The organism is Actinoalloteichus hymeniacidonis, from assembly GCF_014203365.1.
Taxonomy (GTDB): Bacteria; Actinomycetota; Actinomycetes; order Mycobacteriales; family Pseudonocardiaceae; genus Actinoalloteichus_A; species Actinoalloteichus_A hymeniacidonis.
In genome coordinates this window covers 2,089,759-2,116,087 of record NZ_JACHIS010000001.1, presented here as the reverse complement: position 1 = coordinate 2,116,087, position 26,329 = coordinate 2,089,759, and the positions used below count along the sequence as shown (strand labels likewise).

Sequence of the window (26,329 nt, the reverse complement as noted above, 5' to 3'; positions counted from 1 at the left end):
ATGAACGAATACCGACGATCACCATGATGCCCAAATCAAGATCACAAAGCCACCGAACGCGAAACCCCGACGACCTCGGACGCGCGGCTAGCCTGGCGTGGTGCTCGAAGTGACTGGAGTGACCCGACGGTTCGGAACCCACACCGTCTTGGACGGGGTGGGGTTCACGACCGCGCCCGGTCGGGCATCGGTGCTGGTCGGGCCCAACGGCGCGGGGAAGACGACCCTGCTGCGCTGTGTGGCGGGCGCCGATCACCCTGACGAGGGAGAGATCACCTGGGCGGGCAGGCCGATCCGAGAGACCGACCCGCGTATCCGGGCCGCCCTGGCCGTCGGGCTCGACGACGCCGACTTCTTCCCCGATGTCTCCGTGGTCGAGCATCTCGACCTGCTTGCGCGGGCCCATGGCGACGACGACCCAGCCGAGATGCTCGAAGAGCTACTTGAGGAACTCGAGCTGGCGGCGGTAGCCGATCAGCTCCCCGGCACCCTGTCCTCCGGTCAGCGACGCAGGCTCGGCCTGGCCTCCTGTCTGGTCCGCCCACGCGAGCTGCTGATCCTCGACGAACCGGAGCAGCGACTGGACGCCGCGGGCAAACGCTGGTTGGTGGACCGGCTGCTCGCGGAGAAGGCCGCCGGGGTCGCGATCCTGATCTCCTGCCATGACGAGTCCATCGCCGGGGCCATCGCCGACGAGCAGGTCCAGGTGGGCCGGTGAGCACGACAACCGATGGGGTCGGGCACTCCGTCAGCGCCGCACACCTGCGGACCCTGCTGCGGCAACGACGTCGACATCGCATCAGTGCGACGACGCGGATGGGTCGGATCTACGAAGGCCTGCTGTACACCGTGATCCTCGGCGGACTGCTCGTACAGCTCGTGTGGGCGGCCATGGACTGGTCGCAGTCCGCCGAGACTCCCGCAGACCCACATGGCAGGGCATGGCTGCTCGCCGGGATCACGGTGACCTTCCTCGGCTTGCTCTTCCGTGTCCTCGCCGATCTCGGACCGCTGTCGGCCTCCGCGACCTCGACGCACTGGATCTTCTCCACCCCGGTGGACCGGGGCGCGCTGCTACGCCCACGAATGCTCGTCTCGACGGCGGCAGCGGCCCTGGTGTCACTTGTCCCGGTCTCCGGCGCCGCCCTGTCGACCCAGGTCGCAGGCGCGGACCTGCTGGGTATGACCTTGATCGGCGCCTTGATCGGTGTGATCGGGTTCGGGCAGGCCGTGACCGCCCAATCGATTCCGCGCGGACCGCGACTCGTGAGGGTGCTGGGCTCGGCCGTGGCTGCGGTGGGAACCCTGCTCGCGGGCGGGTCCGGGCTGGCCACGGTGCTCGACCTGGCGTTGCCCGGCCTGCCGGCGCTGCCTTGGTTGGCAGCCTCGATCCCGGTGGCGGTTCTGGCTCTCTGGAGCCTGCGCTCGGCCGCTCGGTCGGTTGGCCTGATCGACCGCACCATGCTGACCGATTCGGCCGAGTTGACCGGCACCGTCCGGCTCTCCGTCGGCTGGATGGACACCGGCCTGTTCGCCGACATCATGGAAGCCCGGCGATGGCGACGGCGGGGCACGGTCGTCAGCCACAGACTCGCCGCTCACGGTGTGCCCGCGCTGCTGCGCGCGGAGCTGCGTCGAGCGCTGCGTCGCCGGTCGTCCATCGGATGGTGGGCCGCCCTCGCCGCCGTGCCCTACGTGGCGGCGACGATGCTGCCCGCGCTCTGGACGATGCCGGTCGCCCTGGTCGTGGGCTTCTTCGCCGTGGGCAGGCTCTCCGCGGGTTTACGACTCACGGCACGCAGCGGCGCCCTACGTCGGATGCTGCCCTTCTCCGATCTGACCATCCGGCTGACGATGCTCGCCGCCCCCGCCATCGGCGCGCTGCTATGGGGCGCGGCCACGGCACCCGCCGTCGAGGCGGTGCCGTGGTGGTCGGCCGCGACGGCGATCGCCCTAGTCGGCCTGGCCGGAGTACTGCGCTCGGCGATGCGTCCGCCGCCGGACTACAACTCGGGCGCCACCCTCGACCCGGTGATGGGCGCCGTCCCGGTGTATCTGATCGTGCAGCTCATCGCGGGCCCGGACATCGTGGTGGCCTGCACACTGTTGGCGATCGCCGGTGTCGGCCCGCTCTGGTCGATCGGCCTCGCGGTCCTGGCGATCGGCTGGGCGCTGTTCCGGGATCGCCGCTGATCACCGGGCGCGGAGTGACGCACGACCTGCCGGTCGAGGTCAGATCCGAACGCGGTCGCGGACCTTACGGGTGACGATGTGCTCGGCGACGAACGACAGGAACGGCACCGTCCCCGCGAGCAGGGTCAGGATCGTCGCCTTGATCGACCACTTGGCCTTGAGGGATAGGTCGAAGCAGAACAGCAGGTAGACCATGTAGAGGAAGCCGTGCAGCGGCCCGATGAGCGCCACCAGGAACGGGTCGCCGGTGAGCCAGCGGACGGGCATCGCCACCAGGACTAAGGCCACGAGCATCACGCCGACCACGTAGGAGATCACGCGGTAGCGCAACAGGGTGCCCGAAGGCACCACCGGGGCCGGTGAATTCTGCACCTGGGTCACGTCGTCTCCTCAGACCTTCCGAGTCGGCTCCGCGTCGGAGCCGGACAACTCGGCGAGGTAGCCGTTGTACTGGGACAACTCATCGGCGGGAACCGATTCATCGCCGATACCGTGCTGCCCCGGCTCGCCACGGGTTCGCATTCGCTCCAGCTGCCTGCGAACGGCGGCGGCACGGGCCGACTCCTTCGGCTGCGGTTCGGCCGGGGTGGTCGGCTGGGGACTCTGCTCCGGAACCGATGCCGAGGCGACCTCGACGCTACCGGGCTCCGCGTTCTGCTCGGATTCCTCGGCGGACCGCTCGAGTTCCAGACGTGTCCAGCGCCACCACACATAGCCGACGAACACGGCGATCGCGGGCCACAGTCCGGCATATCCGAGATTCTGGCCGTCGCCGCCCACTGCCTGCGATCGTTCCCACTGCCACCAGCCCAGCCGGAGGCTCGTGATCATGATCACCACGGCCGCGACATGCAGCAGGATCCACCGGGGACGCAGCAGCTCCGAACGCACCCTGCGACGCTAGCACCAGCCGATTCGGACCCGGCAGCCCGCATCCGCACTCGCCTCGATGGCCGAGCGCCCGCCGACGATCACGACAATCCCGACAAACGTCGGGATCGCAGAAGAGCAGGTCATTCGGGCTTGACGATCGTGAACTGCGCGACGTCGAGATGCCCGGACCGGAAGCCCGCCTCGGAGTAGGCGAGATAGAACTCCCACATCCGGCGGAAGGTGGGATCGAAGCCGAGCTCGGCCACCTCGGACCAACGGGCGAGGAAACGCTCGCGCCATCGATGCAGTGTCTCCGCGTAGTCGGCACCGAAGAACAGTGCCTCGCGAATGCGCAGGCTGGTATGCGACCGCAGGTTCTCCTCGATCGCCTGCATCGACGGGATCAGACCGCCGGGGAAGACGTACTTGTGCACCCATCCATAGCTGTTGCGGGCCGCCAGCATCCGGTCATGCGGCATCAGAATCGATTGGAGACCGAACCGGCCGCCCGGCCGCAGCAGCCGATCCACCGCCCGGAAGTAGTCGGGCCAGTACCGCTCGCCCACGGCCTCGATCATCTCCACGCTCACCACCGCGTCGAAGCCGCCGTCCGCCTCCCGGTAGTCCTGCAGCAGCACCCGCACCCGGTCGGCGACCCCCGCACCTGCGATCCGGGTCTGCGCGGCCCGTTGCTGCTCGGCGGAGAGTGTGAGCGAGGTGACCTCGGCGCCGCGTTGAGCAGCTCGGACGGCCAAGGCGCCCCATCCGGTGCCGATCTCCAGCAGCGTGGTGTCGGGGCCGACCCCCGCCCGATCCAGGATCGCGTCGATCTTCCGAAGCTGGGCGGCGCGCAATCCGGACATCGGATCGGCGGCTGCGCTGGGTGCGGTGGGGTCCGCCGCCGAGTCATCGAACAGCGCCGAGGAATAGGTGGTCGTCTCGTCGAGGAAGATCTCGAACAGCTCGTTGGACAGGTCGTAGTGCCGGTGGATGTTCTGTCTTGCCCCCCGCAGCGTATTGCGCTCCTCGATCGGGTGAGCACGCTCGACGAACCGGCGGAGATGTTGCAGGCGGCGAGGGATCAGCCTGGTCAGTCGTTGGGCGAAGACCGTCAGTAGGTCGGCGGGCCGTTTCGAGGTCCAGTCCCCGACCAGGTACGCCTCGCCGAAGCCGATCTTGGCGTCGGCGCCGAGCCGATGGAAGAACGCCCTCGGCCGCACCAACCGCATCAGCGGATCGGTCACGTCGCCCGCACCGAGGACCGTTCCATCCGGGAACTCCACTCGCAGCGGCAGGGATCGCACCGCGCTCCGAAACAGAACCTCGGCCACCTTGGCGCGCAGCGGCGAGTCCGGTGGGTCGGCCAGGCCCGGCCATTCGCCCTGTTCGGGCCGCGGGATCAGCAGCGACGGCGTGGGAGAGGCCACCCGCTGGTCGATGTCCTGGGGCGATGAACGCATCGCTGTCCACCCTCCTTGTCGAAAGCAGGGCGCCGAGTGAGGCTCGACATCCGGTGAAGCCCCGACACACCAGCCGTCGGAGCCGGGTCGGCGCGCTCCGGCTCGGTCTGGCGAGTCGCCGGGGTCCCGCGCCCGGTGCCGATTCTGAAACGGTGCGGATCGGAATGCAGCGGCGTCCGGCAGCGAGGTTCGCCCGTCTCGGCGAACACGATGGGCGTCCCACCCTCCTGGGAATCGATGGAGCCCTCCCGAGCTCGCCCGTGCCCGTCGGGGACCTGCGGGACCCGAGGGAACCGTGATGCGCCAGGGACCGCCTACCCGTGAACGTGGGTACGCCACGGCGCCGGCGGGGTGACCTCCACGGTGTGTCCCCTTGCCGAGAGCCTCGACCACCCGAATGAGGAGGCGCGGGCGCCGGCCCAAGCCCCGACACGGAAGCCGCCCGCCAGGGTGTCCTGGCGGGCGGCTCGGGTGTTCGGTGTGTCTTTGGCGCCGGTGGCCGTCCTGGTCTTACTGGACGGCGATACCCCGGGCCGACAGCCACGGCTGCGGGTCGATCTTCTGACCGTTGACGTGGACCTCGAAGTGCAGGTGCGGGCCGGTGGACTGGCCGCGGTTGCCCATCGTGGCGATCTGCTCGCCCGCCTGGACCTGCTGACCCACCGACACCGAGTAGGTGTCGATGTGGCCGTAGACGGTGATCGTGCCGTCGTCGGCCTGGACCCGAACCCACTGGCCGAATCCGCTGGCGGAGCCCGCGCTGATCACGGTGCCGTCGGTGGCGGAGACGATCGGGGTGCCGATGGAGTTGGCGATGTCGATGCCGTAGTGCGTGGTGCCCCAACGAGCGCCGAAACCGGAGGTGAAGGTGCCCTCGGTCGGCTTGGCGAACTCGGGGGACGCCGTGACGGTCGCAGCCTCTTCCTCGGCGGCGGCCTGCTCCTCGGCGACGGCCTGCTCTTCGGCTGCGGCCTGTTCCTCGGCGGCCGCCTGCTCCTGCGCTGCGGCCTGCTCCTGCTCAGCGGCCTCCTCGGCTGCGGCCTGCTCCTGCGCCGCTGCCTCGTCCGCCTCGGCCTGCTCCTGCGCTGCGGCCTCCTCGGCTGCGGCGTCGGCGTCGGCCTTGGCCTGGCTGACCAGCTTGGTCAGCTCCAGGGTGGGGTTGATGTCGTGGAAGACCGGCAGGACCGACGGGGTGATCCTGGGGAGCATCTTCTGCTCGGAGAGCTCGGCCAGGTGGGCGGCGTGCTGCTCGGCGACCGTGGTGTCGTTGGTGCCTTCGGTGGTGCTGGCGCCTGCGAGCATCGGCTGACCGCCGACCAGGAACGCGCCTGCCAATGCTGAGGCGATGACGGCCTTACCTGCGCCGCGACGGGCGGACCCGTTCGTGCGGTTTCGGGGCATGTTCAACCTTCCTGCGTCCTCGGGGAAGGCCACGGTCACTGGGTCGGCGGGGGATCCGACCGGCCCATCCACCAGAACGGGAAGGGCGTTTCGTGTTGCTCTTGTGACCTGGCCGTGACTACAGAGCAGAACGTATTCGGCGGTCACCCAGCGCATCAACCAGCTGTGACCCAGCACCTAACCGGTGAACATCCACAGGCCGAAATCTCTACAGACGGTTACATGCCCAGGTCGCAAGCGTGGCCGAATCACGAAGACCTCGGAGCAATTTGCCTTGGATCTACAAACCAACGGCCGATCCGTCCTCACCCCCGGCGCTCCTGGACGACCTGCGGGCCCGGCCTGGCCGTGCCGAACCGGCGGCAGCGGTCGATAGGGGATCAAGCAGAGATATCGCCGGGACGCAGCACGATCGAATAGCGTGATCACAGGCGCCCCGCGCAGCCTGCGTCGGGCCATGTCGCATCGGGAGCCAGCATGCAGCCGTGGCCAGGCACCGCCTACCCGTTGGGCGCGTCCTACGACGGTGCCGGAACCAACTTCGCTGTCTTCTCCGAGGTGGCCGACCGGGTCGAGCTCTGTCTCTTCGACGAGGACGACCAGGAGACCCGCGTCGCGCTCTACGAGGTCGACGGCTTCGTGCACCACGGCTACCTCCCGGGCGTCGGGCCGGGACAGCGGTACGGCTATCGGGTCACCGGCCCGTACGACACCGCAGCGGGACTGCGCTGTAATCCGAACAAGCTGCTCATCGACCCCTACGCCAAGGCCATCGGGGGAACGCTGGACTGGCATGAGTCCCTGTTCGGCTACCACTTCCACGACGAGGGCTCGCGCAACGATCTCGATTCGGCGCCCTACCTACCGAAGGCCGTGGTCATCAATCCCTTCTTCGACTGGGGTATGGATCGCCCACCCAAGACGCCCTACAACGAGACGGTCATCTACGAGGCACACGTCCGAGGCCTGACCATCTCGCATCCCGACATCCCCGCCGAACTGCGCGGCACGTATGCGGGGCTGGCGCATCCGGTGATGATCGATCACCTCACCAGGTTGGGGATCACCGCGGTGGAGTTGATGCCGGTGCATCACTTCGTGGTCGACCACCATCTGGTCCAACGCGGGCTGACCAACTACTGGGGTTACAACACACTGGGCTTCTTCGCCCCACACAGCGGCTACGCCTCGGCGGGCGGTCGTGGCGCGCAGGTCCCGGAGTTCAAGGCCATGGTCCGCGCCCTGCACGATGCAGGAATCGAGGTAATCCTCGACGTCGTCTACAACCACACGGCCGAGGGCAACCATCTCGGCCCGACCTTGTCCATGCGCGGCATCGACAACGCGGCCTACTACCGGCTGATGGAGGACGATCCCGGCTACTACCGGGACTACACCGGCACCGGCAACTCGCTGAACGTCCGCAATCCGCACACTCTGCAGCTCATCATGGACTCGCTGCGGTACTGGGTCTCGGAGATGCACGTCGACGGCTTCCGCTTCGACCTCGCCTCGACGCTGGCCAGGGAGTTCTACGACGTCGACCGACTCAGCTCGTTCTTCGACCTGGTGCAGCAGGACCCCCTGATCAGCCAGGTGAAGTTGATCGCCGAGCCGTGGGACGTCGGGCCCGGCGGCTACCAGGTGGGCAACTTCCCCCCGCTGTGGACGGAGTGGAACGGCAAGTACCGCGACACCGTGCGGGACTTCTGGCGCGGCGAACCCGGCACCCTCGGCGAGTTCGCCTCCCGATTCACCGGCTCCAGCGATCTCTACCAGGACGACGGTCGCAGGCCCTACGCGTCGATCAACTTCGTCACCGCCCACGACGGCTTCACCCTCAACGACCTGGTCTCCTACAACCACAAGCACAACGACGCCAACGGCGAAGACGGCAAGGACGGCGAGAACGACAACCGCTCGTGGAACTGCGGGGCGGAGGGACCGATCGGTGATCCGGCCATCAACGACCTGCGCGCCAGACAACGCAGGAACTTCCTGGCCACCATGCTGCTGTCCCAGGGCACCCCGATGCTGCTGCACGGCGACGAGCTCGGCCGCACCCAGCGTGGCAACAACAACGCCTACTGCCAGGACAACGACGTGTCCTGGCTCGACTGGTCCCTCGCCGACGTACACGAGGAGCTGATCGACTTCGTCGCGGCGCTCAACCGGCTGCGCCGCACCCACCCGGTGTTCCGCAGGCGCAAGTTCTTCGCGGGCAGGCCGATCCGCAAGGGCGACGAGCTGCGCGACATCGCCTGGTTCACGCCCTCGGCGGACGAGATGACCGAGCACGATTGGGATGTGCCGTTCGGCCGCGCGGTGACGGTGTTCCTCAACGGCGATGGCATTCCCGACCGGGACAAACGCGGCGACCGTGTCACCGACGATTCCTTCCTGTTCTGTTTCAACGCCCACCGGGAGGACCTGGAGATCACGCTGCCCGATCCCGACTACGGCGTCGAATGGACCGTGGTGGTGGACACCGCCACCGGCGAGGTGTTCGGCGGGGCCAGCGAGACCGTGAGCGGCGCGATGGCCGGGTCGGTGCCCACCCCGGTCCGGTCGTTCCTCGCGAATGGTGTACTCAACGTTCCAGCCCGATCACTGATCGTGATGCAGCGTACGGAGGAGAGCCAGTGACCGTCCCGACCTCGACCTATCGGCTGCAGTTGGGTCCTGCGCAGACCTTCGACCAGGCGGCGGCGCTGATCGACTATCTGCAGGGCCTCGGAATCGGTGCCTTGTATGTCTCCCCGGTGCTGCGGGCCACGCCGGGATCGACCCACGGCTACGACGTGGTCGACCCGACCCGCGCCTCGGAGATCCTCGGCGGCGAGTCCGCCCGACGAGCGTTGGCGGAACGGTTGCGCGGCGCAGGCATCGGGTTCGTGGTCGACGTGGTGCCCAACCACATGGGGGTCGCCGTGCCAGCCGCCAATCCGTGGTGGTGGGAGGTGTTGCGGGACGGCCGGGATGCGGTGCACGCCGAGTATTTCGACATCGACTGGTCTCGGGGCCCGATCCTGCTGCCGGTCCTGGCCGACGACGGGGACGGCGGTGCGGCGGCACTGGCGGATCTGCGGCTGGTGGATGGCAGGCTGCGCTATCACGAACACGAGTTCCCGCTGGCCGAGGGCACCGAGGCGCCATCCGAGGACACCGACGCGCAGCCTGCCGACCCGGCGGCCGAGGCGAACGCCGTGCACGAGCGGCAGCACTACCGGCTGGTGTCGTGGCGGCGAGGCGGGGCCGAGCTGACCTTCCGGCGATTCTTCGACATCAGCGCCCTCGCCGCCGTTCGGGTCGAGGAGCCCACCGTGTTCGCGGCCACCCACGGTGAACTGTTGCGCTGGGTGGAGGCAGGCGAGGTCACGGGGCTGCGGATCGATCACCCGGACGGGTTGAGCAATCCCGGCGAATATCTGCGCAGGCTCCGGGAGGCCGCGCCCGAAGCCTGGTTGGTCGTCGAGAAGATCCTCGGCCCCGATGAGTCGTTGCCCGCTTCCTGGCCGGTGGACGGCAGCACCGGGTACGAAGCACTGCGCGAGGTGTGCGGGCTGTTCATCGACCCGGCCGGGGAGCAGCCGCTGACGCGGCTCGCCCAGGAGCTGTCCGCACCGGAGTCCTCGGCCGCGGTCGCCGACCCGCACGGGACCGAGGCGGCCGCCAAGCATTTCGCCGCCGAACGGGTCCTCGGTGCCGAGACCGATCGGATCGCGGGGTTGGTCGCCGCGCTGCCCGGCTGTCCCGATCGGGAGAGCGCCCGGCAGGTCACCGTCGAACTGCTGCGTTCGTTCCCCGTCTACCGCAGCTATCTCCCCGAGGGCAGGCAGGCGCTGGCCGACGCGGTGGCGACGGCGTGCGGCGAGCGCCCCGACCTGGCGCCCCTCGTGACGGCGGTGGCCGAGGAGATGGTGGCCCATCCCGACGGCGAACTCGCGATCCGCGTGCAACAGACGTCCGGGATGGTGATGGCCAAGGGCGTCGAGGACACCGCGTTCTACCGGTTCAACCGTTTCGTGGCGCTCAACGAGGTCGGCGGCGATCCGAGCCGCTTCGGAGTGCGCCCCGAGGAGTTCCACGCCTCGGCCTCGGCCAGGGCGGCGGCCCGGCCGGGCATGATGACCTCGCTGTCGACCCACGACACGAAGCGCTCCGAGGATGTCCGGGCCCGACTGGCGGTGCTCTCCGAGCTTCCCGACGAGTTCGGTGCGGCGTTGCGCCGCTGGTCGCAGCGGCACCCGCTCCCGGAGGCGAGTCTGAATCTTCTGGGGTGGCAGAGCCTGTTGGGGGCATGGCCGATCACCGAGCAGCGGCTGACCGACTACCTCGCGAAGGCGGCCAAGGAGGCCAAGCTCGGCACCAGCTGGACGGCGCCCGACGCCGACTTCGACGCCGCCGTCGCCGCTTGGCCCGCCGCCGTGCTGGGCGACGAGCAGACCTCGGCGGAGGTGGCGGCCTTCGTCGGGGGCATCGTCGGCCATGGCTGGTCGAACTCCCTCGGACAGAAGCTCGTGCACACCTCGGGCCCCGGTATCCCCGATGTGTATCAGGGCACCGAACTCTGGGATCTCTCCCTGGTGGACCCGGACAATCGGCGACCGGTGGACTTCGCTCTCCGACGCTCGTTGGCCGCCCGGCTGGATCAGGGTTGGCTGCCGGAGATCGACGAGTCGGGGGCCGTGAAGCTACTGGTCACCTCGCGGGTGCTGCGGCTGCGACGCGATCAGCCACACCTGTTCACCGGGTACCGGCCGCTGGTCGCCGACGGGCCGGCCGCAGCGCACGCCCTGGCATTCGCCCGGGGTTCGCGGCACGCGGAGTTGGTCGCGGTGGCCACCAGGCTCCCGGTCGGGCTGGCCAAGGCCGGTGGCTGGCGGGACACCGTGCTGGCCATGCCCGACGGCCGCGCCTCATGGGTCGATGTGATCAGTGGGGCACGGGTCGACACGGCGACGCCGTTGCTCGCCGATGTACTGGCCCGATACCCGGTGGCGCTCCTGCGGCGGGACTGACGTACCCGGCGCCCTCGCTCGGCGCGCCGCCCGGTTGACCCCATCGGGCTGCTGGGCAGGAGCGCACCCTCACGCCAAGATGATCCCCATGGCGGATTTCGCGGTCTGGGCACCACAGCGGCAGAGGGTCACCCTGCACACCGGGGGCGGTGAGCATCCGATGCACCGCACCGACGACGGTTGGTGGCACGCCCACCTACCCGAGGCCGGGCATGGCAGCGCCTATGGTTTCCGGCTGGACGACGAACTGCCACTGCCCGATCCGCGTTCCCGATGGCAGCCCGATGGGGTGCACGGACTGTCGCGGGTCTACGACCACGGCCGATTCGACTGGCGCACCGACGATTGGGCGGGCCGTCCACTGGCGGGCGGGGTGGTCTACGAGCTGCACATCGGCACGTTCACCGAGGCAGGCACCTTCGACGCGGCGATCGCGCGGCTCGACCACCTCGTCGATCTCGGCATCGACTTCGTCGAGGTGTTGCCGGTCAATTCCTTCGACGGGCCATGGGGCTGGGGTTACGACGGGGTCGCCTGGTCGGCCGTCCAGCAGAGCTACGGCGGTCCCGACGGTTTCAAGCGTTTCGTCGATGCCTGTCATGACCGGGGTCTCGCGGTGATCCTCGACGTGGTCTACAACCATCTCGGGCCGTCGGGGGCCTATCTCGATCGCTTCGGCCCCTACTTCGCGGGCAGCACCGTGTGGGGTCCGTCGGTCAATCTCGACGGCCCCGACTCGGACGAGGTCCGCAGGCTGATCATCGACAACGCCCTGGGATGGCTGCGTGACTTCCGGGTGGACGGTCTGCGGCTGGACGCGGTGCACGCGCTGCGTGATCAGCGAGCCGTGCCTCTGTTGGAGGAACTGGCGATCGAGGTCGAGGTGCTCGCCGCGCACCTGGGCAGGCCGCTGACTCTGATCGCCGAATCCGACCTGAACGACGCCCGGTTGGTCACCGCGCGGGAGGCGGGCGGCCACGGGTTGCACGCCCAATGGGACGACGATCTCCACCATTGCCTGCACACCGCGTTGACCGGGGAACGGCAGGGTTACTACGCGGACTTCGGTTCCCTGCGGGCTTTGGCGGACACACTGCGATCGGTCTTCTTCCACGCCGACACGGCCTCGTCCTTCCGAGGGCGTCACCACGGCAGGCCGGTGGACACCCACCGGCTGCCGGGACATCGTTTCCTGATCTACCTACAGAACCACGACCAGATCGGCAATCGCGCGGTCGGCGACCGACTATCGGCGACGCTGTCCCCCGGTCTGCTGGCGTGCGGGGCGGCCCTGATGCTGTGCACTCCGTACACGCCGATGTTGTTCATGGGCGAGGAATGGGGCGCGCGCACCCCGTGGCAGTTCTTCGCGAGCTTCCCCGATCCCGCGCTCGCCGAGGCGGTGCGCACCGGACGGCGCGCCGAGTTCGGGGCGCACGGCTGGGACGAGGCCGAGGTACCGGATCCGATGGACCCGGCCACCTTCGCACGCTCGACGCTGGACTGGTCGGAGTCGGACCGGCCCGGGCACCGGGAGCTGTTGGCCGTGTATCGACGGCTCATCGCGCTGCGGCGGTCCTCCGCCGAGCTGACCGATCCTCGGTTGGACCGGTTCGGGGTGGACTTCGACGAACAGCAACGTTGGCTGGTGCTGCGCCGGGGGACGCTGCGGTTGGTGTGCAACCTGGCGGACCGACCACGTCGGATCCCGCTGGATCTGCCGGTCGACGACGTCCGCTACGCCGTCCCCGAACTCGCCGCCGACTCCACCGATTCCGCCGACGACACGGCAGCACGGGGCACGACGACAGACACGGCGAGCCCCGGCATCGAGCTGGGACCGGAGTCGTTCGCGCTGATCCGGGTGGCCACCACCGGGCACTGAGGCGGTGACGGGCCGTCGGGCGGACCCGTTGGTCAGTTCGCCGCCAGCGGGAGTCCGAACATCGAGAACACTCCGTCATCGGCGGTCTCGGGTCGCCTCGGTGGCCTAGCCGGGGCGCCCTGGGTACCCCGGCTGGCTGCCTCGTCCCCCAATACGAAGTTCGGCCACAGCTGCTCGGTGTCGTAGTACCGATGGAAGACCGGCGTCAGGCCGCCGGATACCGGCGGCACGATCCAGCTCCAGTCGGCCGGGCAGCTGCGGCCTGCCTTCTCCTCCCTGGCCAGATGAGTGAGAAAGCGTTCGGACTCGGTGTGGTGATCGGTGATCGTCGCGTCGGCCTGGGCATAGGAGTGCAGCACCGCGCGATTGAGCTCCACCAGCGCCCGGTCCTTCCACAGGGTCTGCTCATGAGAGGTATCCAGGCCCATGCGCCGCGCCACCTCGGGCAACATCGCATAGCGGTCCTGGTCGGCGAGGTTGCGCGCGCCGATCTCGGTACCCATGTACCAACCGTTGAAGGGTGCCGCGGCGTACTCGACGCCGCCGATCACCAGGCTCATGTTCGAGATGGCGGGCACGGTGTGCCAACGCAGGCCCAGCTCCGCGAACCAGGGCAGATCGGGATGGGTCAGTTCGACCTCGTGCACCACGGCGGAGGGCAACTCGAACCAGCGGGTGCCCTCCTCCTCCGTGTCGATCACCAACGGCAGCACGTCGAAGGCCCCCGGCTGCTCCGGCGGCCGCCAGCCCAGCGCACGGACCGCTTCGGTGAATTCGAGATATCGGGGGTCGCCCAGCACCCCACCGTCCTCGGTGCGGTACCCGGCATAGCGAATCAGCTGCTCGTTCCAAATCCTCGGGCCTCGCCGGTCGATGCTGTCGGCGGCGAACACGCTGATGGTCGGGCGCACCCGGCCGCCGTTGGTGGCGAATCGAAGGTGGTCGACGCAGCGATCGGCCACCGCCGCCGAACCCCGTATCGCGCGGAAGTCCCGGACTCGCAGACTCTTCCAGTACAACCGGCCGATGCACCGCGCGCTGTTGCGCCACGCGACTCTGGCCCCGAAGACGAGCTCCGCCGTGGTGTGCACATAGGTTCCCGTGGCCTCGATCTCGGCCCGCACCCACCGTCTCCGGGCGGCAAGGGCGCCGACCGCATCGTTCTCGCGTTCGAACAGCTCGAAGAACTCCTCGGCCGCCGTGAACACATCCGGCTGATCCGGCAGCCGTGGGGCCGGTGCCTGCCCCCAGATCTTCGCCGGATCGGCGACCGGACAAACTCCATCGACTGACGCCCTACCGGGTGAAAGAGTCACGGAGAGACAACCTAATACCACCGGGCAGTGATTCGCCCGGCAGGTGATCTTCCTCGAACACGATCTTCATCTCGACGAAGCAAACGATTCGGCTCCGGCTCGGTGCTCGGCAGGCGAATTCCCGTATCAGCCGGATTCGCCTGCACCGATGGTCGAGAGGATGAATTCGGTGACCTCGGCGGTATCGGCATTGCCGCCGACATCGCCGGTCCGCGTCGAGGCGTCGGCGAGACTCCGCTCGATCGCCCGCATGAGGTCCGAGGCGGCCTCCGGATGCCCGAGTTGTTCGAGCATCAACACCACCGACCACAGTGCACCGACGGGGTTGGCGATGCCGCGCCCGGCGATATCCGGCGCCGAGCCGTGCACCGGCTCGAACATCGACGGATACTCCCCGGACGGATTCAGATTCGCGCTGGCCGCCAGACCGATCGAGCCGGTCGCGGCTGCGGTGAGATCGCTGAGGACGTCACCGAAGAGATTCGAGGCCAGGATGACGTCGAGTGATCTCGGCGCGAGCACCACCTTGGCAGCGAGGGCATCGATGTGCTCGCTGCGCCATTCCACCTGTGGGAATTCCGCGGCCCGCGAGGCCACCACCTCGTCCCAGAACGGCATGGTGTGCACGATGCCGTTGGACTTGGTCGCCGAAACCAGCCTTCCGCTGCGCGAGCGGGCCGCCTCGAAGGCGTAGTCGGCCACCCGGCTGATCCCGCGTCGGGTGAACACGGCCTCCTGCACCGCGGTCTCCTCCGGCAGGCCGTGATTGAACCGGCCGCCCACCTGGGAGTACTCGCCCTCGGTGTTCTCCCGCACCACCAGGATGTCGATGTCGCCCGGACCCACCCCGGTCAGCGGCGACGGCACACCCGCGAAGGTTCGAGCGGGACGGTGATTGACGAATTGATGGAAGGCACGGCGGATCGGGACCAACAGGCCCCACAACGAGACATGATCCGGAACCCCGGGCCACCCCACCGCGCCCAGCAGAACGGCGTCGAATTCGCGAAGGGTGTCGATACCGTCTGCGGGCATCATGGTCCCGCTCTGCGCATAGCGGGCACAGGACCAGTCGAATTCCTGGAATGCCAGGTCGAGTCCGTGCCGAGCGGCCAAGGCGTCCAGCACAATTCTGGCCGCGTCGATGACCTCGATCCCGATGCCGTCGCCGGGGATCACCGCAATTCGTTGCGTCATCTCGATCGACCTTCCCGAGGGGATGGGACGAAGGTCAGCGTCTCATCCCCCCGGAAAGCACCGGATACGTGGGTAGATCAGGAGTAACGCGGATGCGCAGCCGGGAGTGGTGCGGTCTCGAGACCATCGTGGAGCACGTTCATGGTGTCGAACCACGTCCTGGCAGGCACGTTGCCCCCGTACATGTTTCCGGATTGGCAGAGATGCGGCGGATTGCCGTTACACAGCGGCTGCGGCGACGGGGTGTCCCCGAAGATCAGGTTCGCCCCCGCGTACTGCGGAGTCGCCCCGATGAAAGCAGCCGACGCGTAATTCTGGGTGGTGCCGGTCTTGCCCAGCATCGGCCTGTTCCAACCCGCGTTAGTCGCCGCGTTCACTGCGGTGCCGCCCGGGGCGGTGTCCTTGCTCATCGCCACGACCATCGAGTCGGCCAGTCCCTTATCGACAGCCTGCTCGCAAGGTGCCTCATCGATGGGCACGACGTTGCCGTTCCGATCGCGGATCTCCTCGATCGGGGTCGGCGGGCACCACACACCGCCGCTGACCAACGTGGCACTCACGTTGGCCAACTCCAGTACACCGGTCGGCCCGGCCCCCAGGGTGAAGGAACCCTGGTTGCCGTTGGTCACGGCGTCCCCCTGGGACTGATTGAGCCTGCCATCGGGGGAATCAGGCTGGATCGCGGTACCGGACAGATTGACCTCGTTCATGCCCTCACGCAGTCCGAGCCGCGAGGCCATGTCGACCACCGCACCGACGCCGATGTCCTCCTGCATTGCGATGAAGGGCGTGTTCGGCGATTTCGCCAGTGCATCGGTCAACGACATCTGTTCTGGCAGATTCTGGCTCGCATTGCGAACCTGGTACGGACCGTTCGGCCCTCGATAGGTGTTCGAGGTGTAGACCTCGGGAACATCCAGCTGCTGGCCGATCTTGTAACCCCGCTCCAAGGCCGCAGCGGCGGTGAACACCTTGTAGATCGAGCCCGCCCCGAAAGTGGTGACGTAGCTGGGCAGATCGATCTGCGTCTGGTATTGCGCCGGGTCGACACCGTAATCCCGGTTGGCGACCAATGCCCGAACCTTGTGCGATTCGGTGCCCGGTTCGACCACGGCCATCACGTTCGCGACGCCGTCGGCGTTCTTGGGTACGTGATGCTCGGCCGCCTGCTTGGCGGCGTCGGTCGCCCTGGCATCGAGCGTGGTCTGAATCGTGTAGCCGCCACGCTTGATCTCGTCCAGGTCGAAACCGTGCTCGACGAGGTAGTTGACAACGTATGAGCAGAAGAACCCGTTGATATGACCGGTTCCAGCGCCGACACAGCCGTTGTACGTCTGGTTCAACGTCTCACCGACACCGAGACCCTCTTGCTTGATCTCGTCGGCGATCCGCTGGTTCTCCTCGGGACCGTCCTCGGAGAACCGACCCTGGTCGGCCATCAACTGGATCACCACGTTCCGCCGTTCCAACGCCTGTTCGGGGCGCCGGATCGGGTTGAGCGAACTGGGTGCGTTGACGATCGCCGCCAATAACGCGGACTGGGAAACGGTGAGCTTGTCCGGCGTAGTACTGAAATACGCCTCGGCCGCCTGATGCACACCGAAGATCTCGTTGCCGTAAGGCACGACATTGAGATACCCGGCGAGAATCTCGTCCTTGGTCATCCGCTTCTCGAGGTCCAACGCGATGCGTGCCTCACGGAGCTTCCTGGCGATCGTGGTCTCGGTAGCAGCCGCGTACTCCGGGTTCTCGGGATCGCCGTCGGCGACCACGAAGGCCAGGTAGTTCTTCACGTACTGCTGGGTCAGCGTCGATCCGCCGCCCTCGATCTCCCCCGACATCTGGTTCTGCAGGGCGACGCGAACCGTCGCCTGCCAGTCCACACCGTCGTGTTCTTCGAAACGTCGATCCTCGACCGCCACGATCGCGGCCTTCATCTGTTCGGAGATCGCGTCTGCTCCCACGATCACCCGGTTCTGGTGGAAAAGATGTGCGATGACGTTGCCGTCTTTGTCGGTGACCTTGGTATTGGTGGCGGGTAGCCGCTCCTCAACCTCTGCTGAGGTGTTGTTCACCGTCTCCGCCGCTTGATTGGACACAGCGCCGAAACCTGCGGCCACGGGGAACAGCACCGCGGCCACCAGCACGCCTGCGATGAGACAGAGACCCAAGAGTTTCGACAGGCCCTTCGCCCGAGCCAGGAACACGGCTGGCACGACTCCTTCCTCCGGCGGCCAACCTCGGCCGACCAGCGTTGATGATCAGCGGGCGCACTGGAGGCGCAAACCGCTACTTCAGCAAGACGCCCTTGATCCATTCGGCGTTGCCCGGCTTCGCGGTGAAATGACTCACCTCGCGTGGCGAGATCACGCGTCCCCGATCTCTCGGAGCCCACGTGGCCTCACCCACCTGGCTCGTTCCATTGTGCCCGAGCGCGGGTAGCGCGATGGTGAGTCCGGCGGAGTCGTTTCCCGTTCGCAGTAAAAGGATCCGCAGGCCAGCGGCGGTCGTTCCCGACCACCGGGCCTGCGGATCACGATGTCTTCTCCGGCGAACCGGACCATGCTTCGGCTACGAGACCGGGTCCAAGGAGTCGGATTCCTCGGCGGTGGGCTTGGTCTTGCGGTTCGGGGTGCCTGCATCCGAGGGAGCAGGCGGGTCGTCCTGGGCGGCGTCCGCAGCGGTGGTCGCCGAGGGTGCCTCAGCCTCGGATTCGGATCCCTCCGGTGCAGGCCGGTCGTCGCCGTCGGCGACGGGAACGCTCTTGGCCGCCACCGCCTGGCTCACCGGGGCCGTGGCGATGGGGGCCACCTTCGTCCGCTTCGCCTTACGCGACTTGAGCACGATCACCACGGTGACCACGACGGCCAATGCGACCAACAGGATCCAGCTCGCCGTGCCGAGCCGTTCCTCGATGTACGCGGCCGAGGCGCCCGCCCCCGCACCGATGCCCACGTGCAGCACCGACCAACATGCTGCGCCAAGCACGGATCCGGGCAGGAAGTAGCGGTAGGGCAGCCCGGACGCACCCGAGGCCGCCGGGGTCAGGGTCCGCACGACGGGCAGGAATCGGGCGAAGAAGACCGCCCACACACCGTGCTTACGCAGTAGCTCGCCCGCGCTGTCCCAGTGGTTCTGGCCGATCTTGCGGATCAGCTTGGTCTCACGCAGCCTCGGGCCGAATCGGCGGCCGAGCCAGTATCCGATCGAGTCGCCGATACCCGCGCACACGGTCACGACCAGGCACATGATGGCGAAGGCCCAGGGGTCGCGGACGGTGGTCGCCGCGATGAGCAACCCGGTCTCACCGGGAACGAGGAAGCCCAGGCCGAGCGTGGTCTCGCCGAGCACGAGCAAGCCCGTAACCGCGATCACCAGGGGCTGGGGCAGCTCCGCCAGCGCGTTCAGTGCTTCCGTGAGCAAACCCACGCAGGTACTCCCATTGATGTGACGCCCCGTTCGAGTCGGCGGCGTACTGACAGCGACAAACTCCGGGCACGTATCACTCGACCGGGTTCTTCAGTCCGAGGCCCGCCACGCCGTTGCGGGTGGCAACGACATTGCGCCCTGTCACTCGGACGGTGCAGACCCTACCTGGGTCGGCGGCCCGGGGTCAGCTGCACGACGAAATCCGTCGCAGCGACTTCCTCCACTCGTTCAGGTGGATTCTTTTGTCCGAAACGTCCTGTTTGTTGATGATGGGGCTGACCATGGCGAGCATCGAAGTACCCAATCCGCGCAGCAAGCCAACCGGAGTGCGTCCGGTCTATTCACCTCGCCCACACACCAGGGAGCGAAGAAAGCCCACCGATGGGCTTCGTGGGTCTAGGCCGGATTTGCGCAGCGTCGCGCGCTGAAAGAAGCGGTCCGTCCGACTCGCTAATCGTGCGGGACACCGCAGGCGCACTCCCGAGACCGGTGCGACGGCTTCTGGAGCCCAGCGGTCGACGCGCCCGGGCGAGCACCGGCATCGAGGCCCGCTCATCCCGCAGCACTCTCGCAACTCGTTCTCGTCTCCCGTCACGTCGAGCCCTGCGATCGCATCGACGCCGTCGCAGCCTGAACACCCATCCGGAGCCGTCGCCCTTCGAACCGGCGATGTCGGCACCGTCTTTCTTCTTGCGCAGAGGAGTTCTCATGAACAAACGAAGCGAACCGCGACCACACGGCGGCGAGCACACCACCGTCGACCCACCGGGCGAGACGGCATCCTCGGCCTCGTGGCCGGGCGTGCTGCTGCGCCACGATCTCCCGGCATCGCTGGTCGTCTTCCTCGTCGCGGTCCCGCTGTCGCTCGGCATCGCGGCGGCCACCGGGGCGCCGATCATGGCCGGTCTGATCGCCGCAGTGGTCGGTGGAGTGGTCGCAGGCTCATTGGCCGGGGCTCCACTGCAGGTCAGCGGTCCGGCCGCCGGTCTGGTCGTGATCGTGGCCGGTCTGATCGAACAACACGGCTGGCCTGCCACCGCGGCCATCACCATCGGAGCAGGTCTGCTGCAGCTGATCTTCGGCATCTCCAAGATCGCCCGCTTCGCGCTGTCACTGTCGCCCTCGGTCGTGCACGGCATGCTCGCCGGGATCGGCGTGGTGATCGCCATCGGGCAGGCCCAGGTCCTACTGGGCGGTCAATCCCACCCGGAGGCCAGGGACAACCTCGCGGCCATGCCGGAGACCCTCGCCCGACTGCATGTCCCCACCCTGCTGATCGGGCTGGTCGCCATGGCAGTCCTGATCGGTTGGCCGCGGCTACCTCGCCTTCGAGTGATTCCCGCGCCGCTCGCCGCCGTGACGATCGCCACCGTGCTGGCACTGGGCGGTTCCGGGATCGGCACCGTCTCCCTCCCGGATGATCCGCTCAGCGCGATAAGCCTGCCGACACTGCCCGATTCCAACCTGCTCGCCATCGCGGCGGCGGTGCTGACCGTGGCGCTGGTGGCCAGCGTCGAATCGCTGTTGTCCGCCGTCGCGGTGGACCGGCTGCACGACGGCCCCCGCGCCGATCTCGATCGCGAACTGCTCGCACAGGGCTCGGCCAACATCGCCTCCGGCGCACTGGGCGGGCTGCCGGTCACCGGCGTCGTCGTGCGCAGCTCCACCAATGTCTCCGCAGGAGCCCGTACCCGTGCTTCCAGCGTCCTGCACGGCGTGTGGGTTGCCGCCGCCGTGCTGTTCCTCGGCGGGATGCTGGAGATGATCCCGCTGGCGGCGTTGTCGGCAGTCCTGATCGTGGTGGGTGTGAAGCTCGTCAACGGCAAGCAGATGCGGCTGCTGTGGCGGCAGCGGGAGTTCCTGCCCTACGCCTGCACGATGGCGGGCGTGGTCGGCTTCGACCTCGTCGTCGGGGTGTTCACCGGGCTCGCGGTGGCCCTGGCCCAAACGCTCATCCGGCTGGCCAGGCACACCATCCAGGTGGCCAGGGTCGATGACGGCCAATGGCGGGTCAACGTCGACGGCTCGCTGGTCTTCCTGGGGATCAGCGCCTTGATCAAGAAACTGCGCAGCATTCCGCCCGGCGAGGATGTGACGATCGAGCTGCACCTCGACTGCCTCGACCACGGCGCTTTCGAAGCGCTTCGTGACTGGCGGACCACCTATGAGCAGGAGGGCGGCACGGTCCGCATCGACGAGATCGGCGCGACCTGGTATCGCCGGGCGGCACAGGGCGGTAGGCCCGCGTCTCGGCGTAGCTCCGGTGTGTTGGCGCCACGCTGGTTCGCCCCCTGGCAGCACTGGCAGCGCCACCGCGAGCACCAACCCGACACCGCCTCGGTGATCCCGGAGCCTCGCGATGCCCCGGACCCGATGATCGTGGGCCTGCGGGAGTTCGAGCAACGGTCGGCACCCCTGCTACGACCGCTGCTCGCCGAACTGGCCGAGCGTGGACAACGACCCGCGAGGCTGTTCGTGTGTTGCGCCGATTCCAGGGTGGTGCCCAACGTCATCACCACCAGCGGACCCGGCGACCTCTTCACGGTGCGCAACGTGGGCAACCTGGTGCCACCCAGCTATGCGGTCGGAGACAGCTCGGTGGGCTCGGCGATCGAGTTCGCCGTCGAACAGCTGGCCGTCACCAGCATCGTCGTCTGCGGTCACTCGCATTGCGGCGCGATGCTCGCGCTGCTCGACGGCGGACCGCCGGAGGGCAGTCATCTCGCCGAGTGGTTGGTCCACGCGGAGCCGAGCCTGCGTCGTTTCGAGGAGCAGCAGGAACCCGACCTCGCGCCGAACTCCACCGCCCACGGCCCGGCCGCCGCGAGCCCGACGCACGGCGATCAGGGCACCGATACCGCGACCTTGGCTGCGATGTCTGCCACGCAGCACGAATTGGCCTCGGCCGAGGCTCAGTCGACGCAATGGCAGCGGCTCGCCGTGGCCAACGTCCAACAGCAACTCGAAAATCTCATGACCTATCCGGTGGTACGCGACGCGGTACTGGCGGGACGCCTGGTGTTGGAGGGCATGTACTTCGACCTGATCGAGGCAAAGGTCTACCTGATCGACGCCGACGACGACGTCCTTCGGTCACTGTCCGGCCCCGTCGTCCAGGTGTGAAGCCGGAACACCTCGGGTAGTCCCCCACGGCTGACGGCCGGCTGGAGGAGGTCTGCGTGACGAGGATCGAGGAATCGGTGGATGTCCAAGTTCCGATCGACGTCGCCTATGCGAGCTGGGCGCAGTTCGTGGACTTCCCGCTGTTCATGGAGGGCGTCGAGGAGATCACGCCCGTCGATGACCAGGTCAGCCGCTGGGTGATCAGTATCGCGGGGGTGCGCCGCGAGTTCAACGCACGAATCGTCGAGCAACGGCTCGACGACCTGGTGAGCTGGCAGGCCGATGGTGGACAGGACCACAGCGGAGTGGTGACATTCCGTGCGGTCGACGAGGAGATCACCCGGATCCATCTGCGGATGGAATATCTGCCCACCACGCTGGTGGAGAAGGCAGGCGGCGCACTCGGGCTGATCGCCCAACGGGTGCGCGGCGACCTCGACCGCTTCAAAGAGTTCGTCGAAGCCGACATCTTCGAGCTCTTCGATCCCGATCCCGAACCGGCGGACCAGCTCGGAGACCAGGTCGGGGCAGCCGCCGCGACCGTCACCGCCGAGGCTGCGGTCATGTCGGACGCCGCGAAGACCGTGGAGACCGAAGTAGCCGAGAAGACCGATCTCGGTGTCGAGAAGGAGATCCAGACCGAACTCGAGGAGAGCGACATCCGGACGGTCGATCTGGTCGAGCCCAGGGTCGGTGGCACCCCCGCCGAGCCGGTTCCGGCCACGGAGACGATGGACGCCGCCGACCCCGATCCGGACGGTCCCGGCCCGGTGCCGTCTCAGAAATCCGCGCCGGAGACCGACGCACCGAGCAATCGGAGTGGTCGGTGAACCGGCGTTCGGCCCGGGCGGGCCTGCTGTTGCGGTCGGGGAGCAACTGATCCGCCCGAGAGGCGGTGCCGGGTCGGCTCACCGACCCGGCACCGTTTCGCTGCCCGTGGGGCGACCCGCCCCGGCGGGCCGACACCGTGCCGGTGCGCACGATGAGCAGGACACCGGGAGTCCAGGCAAGCTGGTGCGCGTGGAATCGCGGAGACGGCGGGCGGGGGCGAGGTGAGCCGGAAGGTGCGCCCGGAGCAGGCCCGGCCTGGCGACGGAGAGCGAGATGCACGCGGACACGAGGATGTCCGCTATGCGCATCTCGCCCCGTTGTTCGCCCAGCTCGCCGAGCTGGACCCCGACGGTGACGAGCACACCCGACTGCGGGAACGGCTGGTCACCGAGCACCTTCCGCTGGCCAGGCACGTTGCCCGCCGTTTCGCCAACCGGGGTGAATCCCAGGAAGACCTGGTTCAGGTCGCCACGATGGGGCTGATCAAGGCGGTGGACCGCTTCGACCACCAACGCGGGGTCGATTTCCTGTCCTACGCGGTGCCGACCGTGATGGGCGAGGTGCGGCGTCATTTCCGCGACACCGGATGGACGGTTCGGGTCCCGCGCAGGCTCCAGGAACTACACCTGGCCCTCAATTCGGCCAGCGGGACGCTGTCGCAGACCCTCGGCCGGGCACCGACGCCCGGAGAGCTCTCCGAGCAGTTGGAGATCCCCGTCGAGGAGGTCTACGAGGGTCTCGCCGCCGGACACGCCTACCGCAGCAGTTCACTCGACGAGATGCTCGTCGATGACGAGAGCATGGCGCTCGGTGACACGCTCGGCCAGGAGGAACCCGAGCTGGAGAACGTGGAGAACCGCGAGATGCTGCAGCCGCTACTCGCCGCACTGCCCGCGCGGGATCGCACCGTACTGCTGTTGAGGTTCTTCGCGAACATGACCCAGACCCAGATCGCCGAGCGGGTGGGGATCTCGCAGATGCATGTATCCCGGCTGTTGGCTCGCACGCTGCGCCGGTTGCGCGACGAGGCACGCTGATCGCCTTCGCGGTCGATCGGCGTCGCCCGCGACCGAGAGCGATCAGATTCGGCCCAGTAGCTCGGTCTTCTTCGCCTCGAACTCGTCTTCGGTGAGCAGTCCCGCGTCCCGGAGTTCACCCAGCTTCCGGATCGTCTCCAGAATCTCGTCCACGTCCACCTCGGCGGCCTCGGTGGAATCACGCGCTGCCTGCGGGCTTGCGGACACGGCGAGCGGGGCGGCCTCCCCCAGCTCGACAACCGACCGCTCGGGCAGCGCCATCTGAATCGCGCAGGCCACCGCCAGCCCCGCGTTCGGCCCGTAGAGCACGACCGCGGCGAGATCCTGTGCGGGTTTGGGCCGGGAGTCGGTCACCGACTCGCTGGGGGTGACCCGGAGGAAGCCATAACTGCCGTCGGTCGGGTTATGCCATTCCACCCGGCGCAGCATGCTCACCGGGTAGGTGGCGAGGCCGACCTCGCGCTTGGACTTACTCGCGAATGCCGACCATCGCAGGGTCAGGACCTGCCCGTCGAAGGAGGCGGTTCCGTCGTAACCCTTCGTCGTGTACGGCGGTGACTGCAATCTCACCAGATAACGGCTGGCGGGCTGCTCGGCATCCGGCTGAGCCGCGACCCGGTTCTCCACCTCCGAGAGGTAATAGGCTGCGAGTTCGGCCTGATCCGAGGTCAACACGAGTCGGTAGGGCTCGGCTGCCAACGGCAGGCCCGCCGCCGCCAGGCTGCGGATCGGCTCCGCACCCGTGCGCAAACGAAGGGTCAGGGTCGGCTTGCGTCCCGAACCGAGCGACGCACCCGCCAATGCCTCGTCCGGCACGAAGATCTCGCCGAACTCCCGGAGCAACGCGTGGGAACGCCAATTCGTGCGATATCGAATCCGGATGCCCGAGGCCTCGAAAGACCACGATGCGTTACGTCCGGGCAGTTCCAGGCCGAAATTCACCGATGCAGCGTAGCGCGGGCTCACCCGGGTGGGCGTGGATCCGCTCCAAGAGTAGGCAGGTCCACGCCGCTGCCCGGTGAGCAACTCCCGCCCGGTGCGAGACCAAGCGGGCGGGAACTACGCCTCGACCTCGTCGCGGCCCTGCGACCACCGGGTGTGGAAGCTGCCCGGGCGGTCGACCCGCTGGTAGGTGTGGGCACCGAAGTAATCGCGCTGTCCCTGCACCAAGGCGGCGGGCAGTCGCTCGGCACGCAGCGAGTCGTAATAGGCCAGTCCCGAGGAGAGGCCCGGTACCGGTACCCCGGCCGCCGCCGCCACGGACACCACGCGGCGCCATGCTTCCTGTGCACGACCGATCTGCTCGGCGAAGTAGTCATCGACCAGCAGGTTGACCAACTCCGGGTTGGCCTTGTACGCGTCGGTGATGCGGTTGAGGAAGCGGGCCCGGATGATGCAGCCGCCCCGCCAGATCCGCGCCGTCGCGCCGAGGTCGATGTCCCAACCGTATTCCCGGCCTGCCTCGGTGATCATGCTGAAGCCCTGGGCGTAGGCGGCCAGCTTGGCGCCGTACAGGGCCTCGCGCAGATCGTCGACGAAGTCCGTGCCGAGCTTGGGCGGCGCGGCCGGGCCCGGCAGGTTCGCCGCGGCTGCCCGCTGCTCGACGTGGCCGGACAACGCTCGCGCGAAGACGGCCTCCGCGATGCCCGCCACCGGCTCGCCGAGTTCCAGGCCCTCGCGGACGGTCCAGCGTCCGGTGCCCTTCTGCTCGGCGCGGTCGGCGATCACATCGACGAACGGCTTGCCGGTGACCGGGTCGACGTGCGCGAGCACCTCAGCGGTGATCTCGATCAGGTAGGACTCCAGATCGCCCTCGTTCCAGGTGCGGAACACCTCGGCGATCTCGGCGGGTTCGAGCCCGCTTCCCCTGCGCAGCAGGTCGTAGGTCTCGGCGATGAGCTGCATGTCGGCGTACTCGATGCCGTTGTGCACCATCTTGACGAAGTGCCCGGCGCCATCCGGCCCCAGGCGAGCGCAGCAGGGTTCGCCGTCGACCCTTGCCGCGATGGACTCCAGCACCGGTCCGACCTGCTCGTATGCCTCGGAGGAGCCACCCGGCATGATGCTCGGGCCCAGCAGCGCACCCTCCTCGCCACCGGAGATCCCGGTGCCGACGAAGTGCAGGCCCTTCTCCCGCATGGCTGCCTCGCGCCTGCGGGTGTCGGCGAAGTGGGCGTTGCCGCCGTCGAGCAGGATGTCACCCGGTTCGAGAAGCTCCGCGAGCTCGTCGAGGACCGCATCGGTGCCCGCACCCGCCTTGACCATCACGATGATCTGGCGAGGGCGCTCGAGCGCCGCGACCAGGTCGGCCAGGGTCGCGGCCTCGACGAACGTTCCCTCATCGCCGTACTGGTCCAACAACTCGCGCGTCTTCGTCTGGGTGCGGTTGTGCACCGCGACCGTGTATCCGCGCCGAGCGAGGTTCCGGGCGAGATTACTACCCATGGTGGCGAGCCCGGTGACCCCGATCCGCGCCGTGCGCGCAACATCATCCGTCATGCTGACAGCCTGCCTCGCGAAGCGGGTGCTGCGCGAGTTGTTGTCACCTTCGACTCGTTACGGC

Annotated in this window: 18 protein-coding genes; 8 read left to right on the top strand and 10 right to left on the bottom strand. The window is 68.0% G+C overall.

Features of this window, described 5'->3' with window-relative positions; all coding sequences use genetic code 11:
* The first annotated feature begins 100 nt into the window (after positions 1-100).
* On the top strand, positions 101-718 hold the full coding sequence (locus BKA25_RS09430; protein WP_069853841.1) for an ABC transporter ATP-binding protein: 618 nt from the start codon (positions 101-103) through the stop codon (positions 716-718).
* The gene (locus BKA25_RS09425) at positions 715-2,193 is read left to right on the top strand and encodes a DUF6297 family protein (protein WP_069850547.1); all 1,479 of its coding nucleotides are present in this window, start codon (positions 715-717) and stop codon (positions 2,191-2,193) included. Before BKA25_RS09430 ends, BKA25_RS09425 begins: the two co-directional genes overlap by 4 nt.
* A 39-nt stretch (positions 2,194-2,232) precedes the next feature.
* Here BKA25_RS09425 and BKA25_RS09420 read toward each other — a convergent pair whose 3' ends face one another.
* From BKA25_RS09420 to BKA25_RS09405, 4 genes are all read right to left on the bottom strand, one after another.
* Entirely contained in the window at positions 2,233-2,574 is a 342-nt protein-coding gene (locus BKA25_RS09420) for a DUF3817 domain-containing protein (protein WP_069850549.1), read from the bottom strand.
* A gap of 9 nt (positions 2,575-2,583) precedes the next feature.
* Positions 2,584-3,084: a hypothetical protein gene (locus BKA25_RS09415; RefSeq protein ID WP_069850551.1), complete on the bottom strand. Its 501-nt coding sequence runs from the start codon at positions 3,082-3,084 to the stop codon at positions 2,584-2,586.
* A gap of 122 nt (positions 3,085-3,206) precedes the next feature.
* On the bottom strand, positions 3,207-4,526 hold the full coding sequence (locus BKA25_RS09410) for an SAM-dependent methyltransferase (RefSeq protein ID WP_084643196.1): 1,320 nt from the start codon (positions 4,524-4,526) through the stop codon (positions 3,207-3,209).
* Positions 4,527-5,036: 510 nt separating this feature from the next.
* A complete protein-coding gene (locus BKA25_RS09405; protein WP_236750306.1) occupies positions 5,037-5,927 on the bottom strand; it encodes a M23 family metallopeptidase in 891 nt (296 codons plus the stop codon).
* Between the two features lie 477 nt (positions 5,928-6,404).
* Here BKA25_RS09405 and glgX point away from each other — a divergent pair, with 477 nt between their 5' ends.
* The 3 genes from glgX (at position 6,405) to treZ (ending at position 12,833) form a co-directional block, all read left to right on the top strand.
* Positions 6,405-8,573 (top strand): glycogen debranching protein GlgX, encoded by a 2,169-nt coding sequence (glgX, locus tag BKA25_RS09400; RefSeq protein ID WP_069850553.1) that lies wholly within the window; start codon positions 6,405-6,407, stop codon positions 8,571-8,573.
* Positions 8,570-10,948, top strand: coding sequence for a malto-oligosyltrehalose synthase (gene treY / locus BKA25_RS09395; RefSeq protein ID WP_069850555.1), 2,379 nt, complete (start codon positions 8,570-8,572; stop codon positions 10,946-10,948). Before glgX ends, treY begins: the two co-directional genes overlap by 4 nt.
* 88 nt (positions 10,949-11,036) lie before the next feature.
* A complete protein-coding gene (treZ, locus tag BKA25_RS09390) occupies positions 11,037-12,833 on the top strand; it encodes a malto-oligosyltrehalose trehalohydrolase (RefSeq protein ID WP_216637745.1) in 1,797 nt (598 codons plus the stop codon).
* A gap of 32 nt (positions 12,834-12,865) precedes the next feature.
* On the opposite strand, the gene BKA25_RS09385 is transcribed toward treZ, so the two are convergent.
* The 4 genes from BKA25_RS09385 to BKA25_RS09370 all read right to left on the bottom strand — a co-directional run bounded on the left by BKA25_RS09385 (position 12,866) and on the right by BKA25_RS09370 (position 18,775).
* Complete coding sequence (locus BKA25_RS09385; protein ID WP_157421427.1) at positions 12,866-14,086, bottom strand: nitric oxide synthase oxygenase; 1,221 nt, start codon at positions 14,084-14,086, stop codon at positions 12,866-12,868.
* 189 nt (positions 14,087-14,275) lie between these two features.
* Positions 14,276-15,346 carry a tartrate dehydrogenase gene (locus BKA25_RS09380; RefSeq protein ID WP_069850556.1) on the bottom strand — a complete coding sequence of 357 codons (1,071 nt, stop codon included), beginning with the start codon at positions 15,344-15,346 and terminating at the stop codon, positions 14,276-14,278.
* A gap of 77 nt (positions 15,347-15,423) precedes the next feature.
* Positions 15,424-17,562, bottom strand: a complete 2,139-nt coding sequence (locus BKA25_RS09375) for a transglycosylase domain-containing protein (protein ID WP_236750307.1) — start codon at positions 17,560-17,562, stop codon at positions 15,424-15,426.
* 355 nt (positions 17,563-17,917) lie between these two features.
* Entirely contained in the window at positions 17,918-18,775 is an 858-nt protein-coding gene (locus BKA25_RS09370) for a DedA family protein (protein WP_069850558.1), read from the bottom strand.
* 708 nt (positions 18,776-19,483) lie between these two features.
* On the opposite strand from BKA25_RS09370, the gene BKA25_RS09365 reads away from it, so the two are divergent.
* The 3 genes from BKA25_RS09365 to BKA25_RS09355 all read left to right on the top strand — a co-directional run bounded on the left by BKA25_RS09365 (position 19,484) and on the right by BKA25_RS09355 (position 23,766).
* A complete protein-coding gene (locus BKA25_RS09365) occupies positions 19,484-21,898 on the top strand; it encodes a SulP family inorganic anion transporter (protein ID WP_069850559.1) in 2,415 nt (804 codons plus the stop codon).
* Between the two features lie 56 nt (positions 21,899-21,954).
* Positions 21,955-22,728 (top strand): SRPBCC family protein, encoded by a 774-nt coding sequence (locus tag BKA25_RS09360; protein WP_069850561.1) that lies wholly within the window; start codon positions 21,955-21,957, stop codon positions 22,726-22,728.
* Between the two features lie 318 nt (positions 22,729-23,046).
* Complete coding sequence (locus BKA25_RS09355; RefSeq protein WP_069853844.1) at positions 23,047-23,766, top strand: SigB/SigF/SigG family RNA polymerase sigma factor; 720 nt, start codon at positions 23,047-23,049, stop codon at positions 23,764-23,766.
* A gap of 42 nt (positions 23,767-23,808) precedes the next feature.
* On the opposite strand, the gene BKA25_RS09350 is transcribed toward BKA25_RS09355, so the two are convergent.
* Both BKA25_RS09350 and gnd read right to left on the bottom strand, forming a co-directional pair.
* Positions 23,809-24,708 carry a DUF4429 domain-containing protein gene (locus BKA25_RS09350; protein WP_172803828.1) on the bottom strand — a complete coding sequence of 300 codons (900 nt, stop codon included), beginning with the start codon at positions 24,706-24,708 and terminating at the stop codon, positions 23,809-23,811.
* A 117-nt stretch (positions 24,709-24,825) separates the two neighbouring features.
* Complete coding sequence (gene gnd, locus BKA25_RS09345; RefSeq protein ID WP_069850562.1) at positions 24,826-26,265, bottom strand: NADP-dependent phosphogluconate dehydrogenase; 1,440 nt, start codon at positions 26,263-26,265, stop codon at positions 24,826-24,828.
* Between the last annotated feature and the right edge of the window lie 64 nt (positions 26,266-26,329).

Bases quoted from the DNA above. Each gene is read 5' to 3' on its own strand.
- BKA25_RS09410 (WP_084643196.1), bottom strand. From the start codon at position 4,526: ATGCGTTCATCGCCCCAGGACATCGACCAGCGGGTGGCCTCTCCCACG.
- BKA25_RS09405 (WP_236750306.1), bottom strand. From the start codon at position 5,927: ATGCCCCGAAACCGCACGAACGGGTCCGCCCGTCGCGGCGCAGGTAAG.
- glgX (WP_069850553.1), top strand. From the start codon at position 6,405: ATGCAGCCGTGGCCAGGCACCGCCTACCCGTTGGGCGCGTCCTACGAC.
- treZ (WP_216637745.1), top strand. From the start codon at position 11,037: ATGGCGGATTTCGCGGTCTGGGCACCACAGCGGCAGAGGGTCACCCTG.
- BKA25_RS09380 (WP_069850556.1), bottom strand. From the start codon at position 15,346: ATGACGCAACGAATTGCGGTGATCCCCGGCGACGGCATCGGGATCGAG.
- BKA25_RS09365 (WP_069850559.1), top strand. From the start codon at position 19,484: ATGAACAAACGAAGCGAACCGCGACCACACGGCGGCGAGCACACCACC.
- gnd (WP_069850562.1), bottom strand. From the start codon at position 26,265: ATGACGGATGATGTTGCGCGCACGGCGCGGATCGGGGTCACCGGGCTC.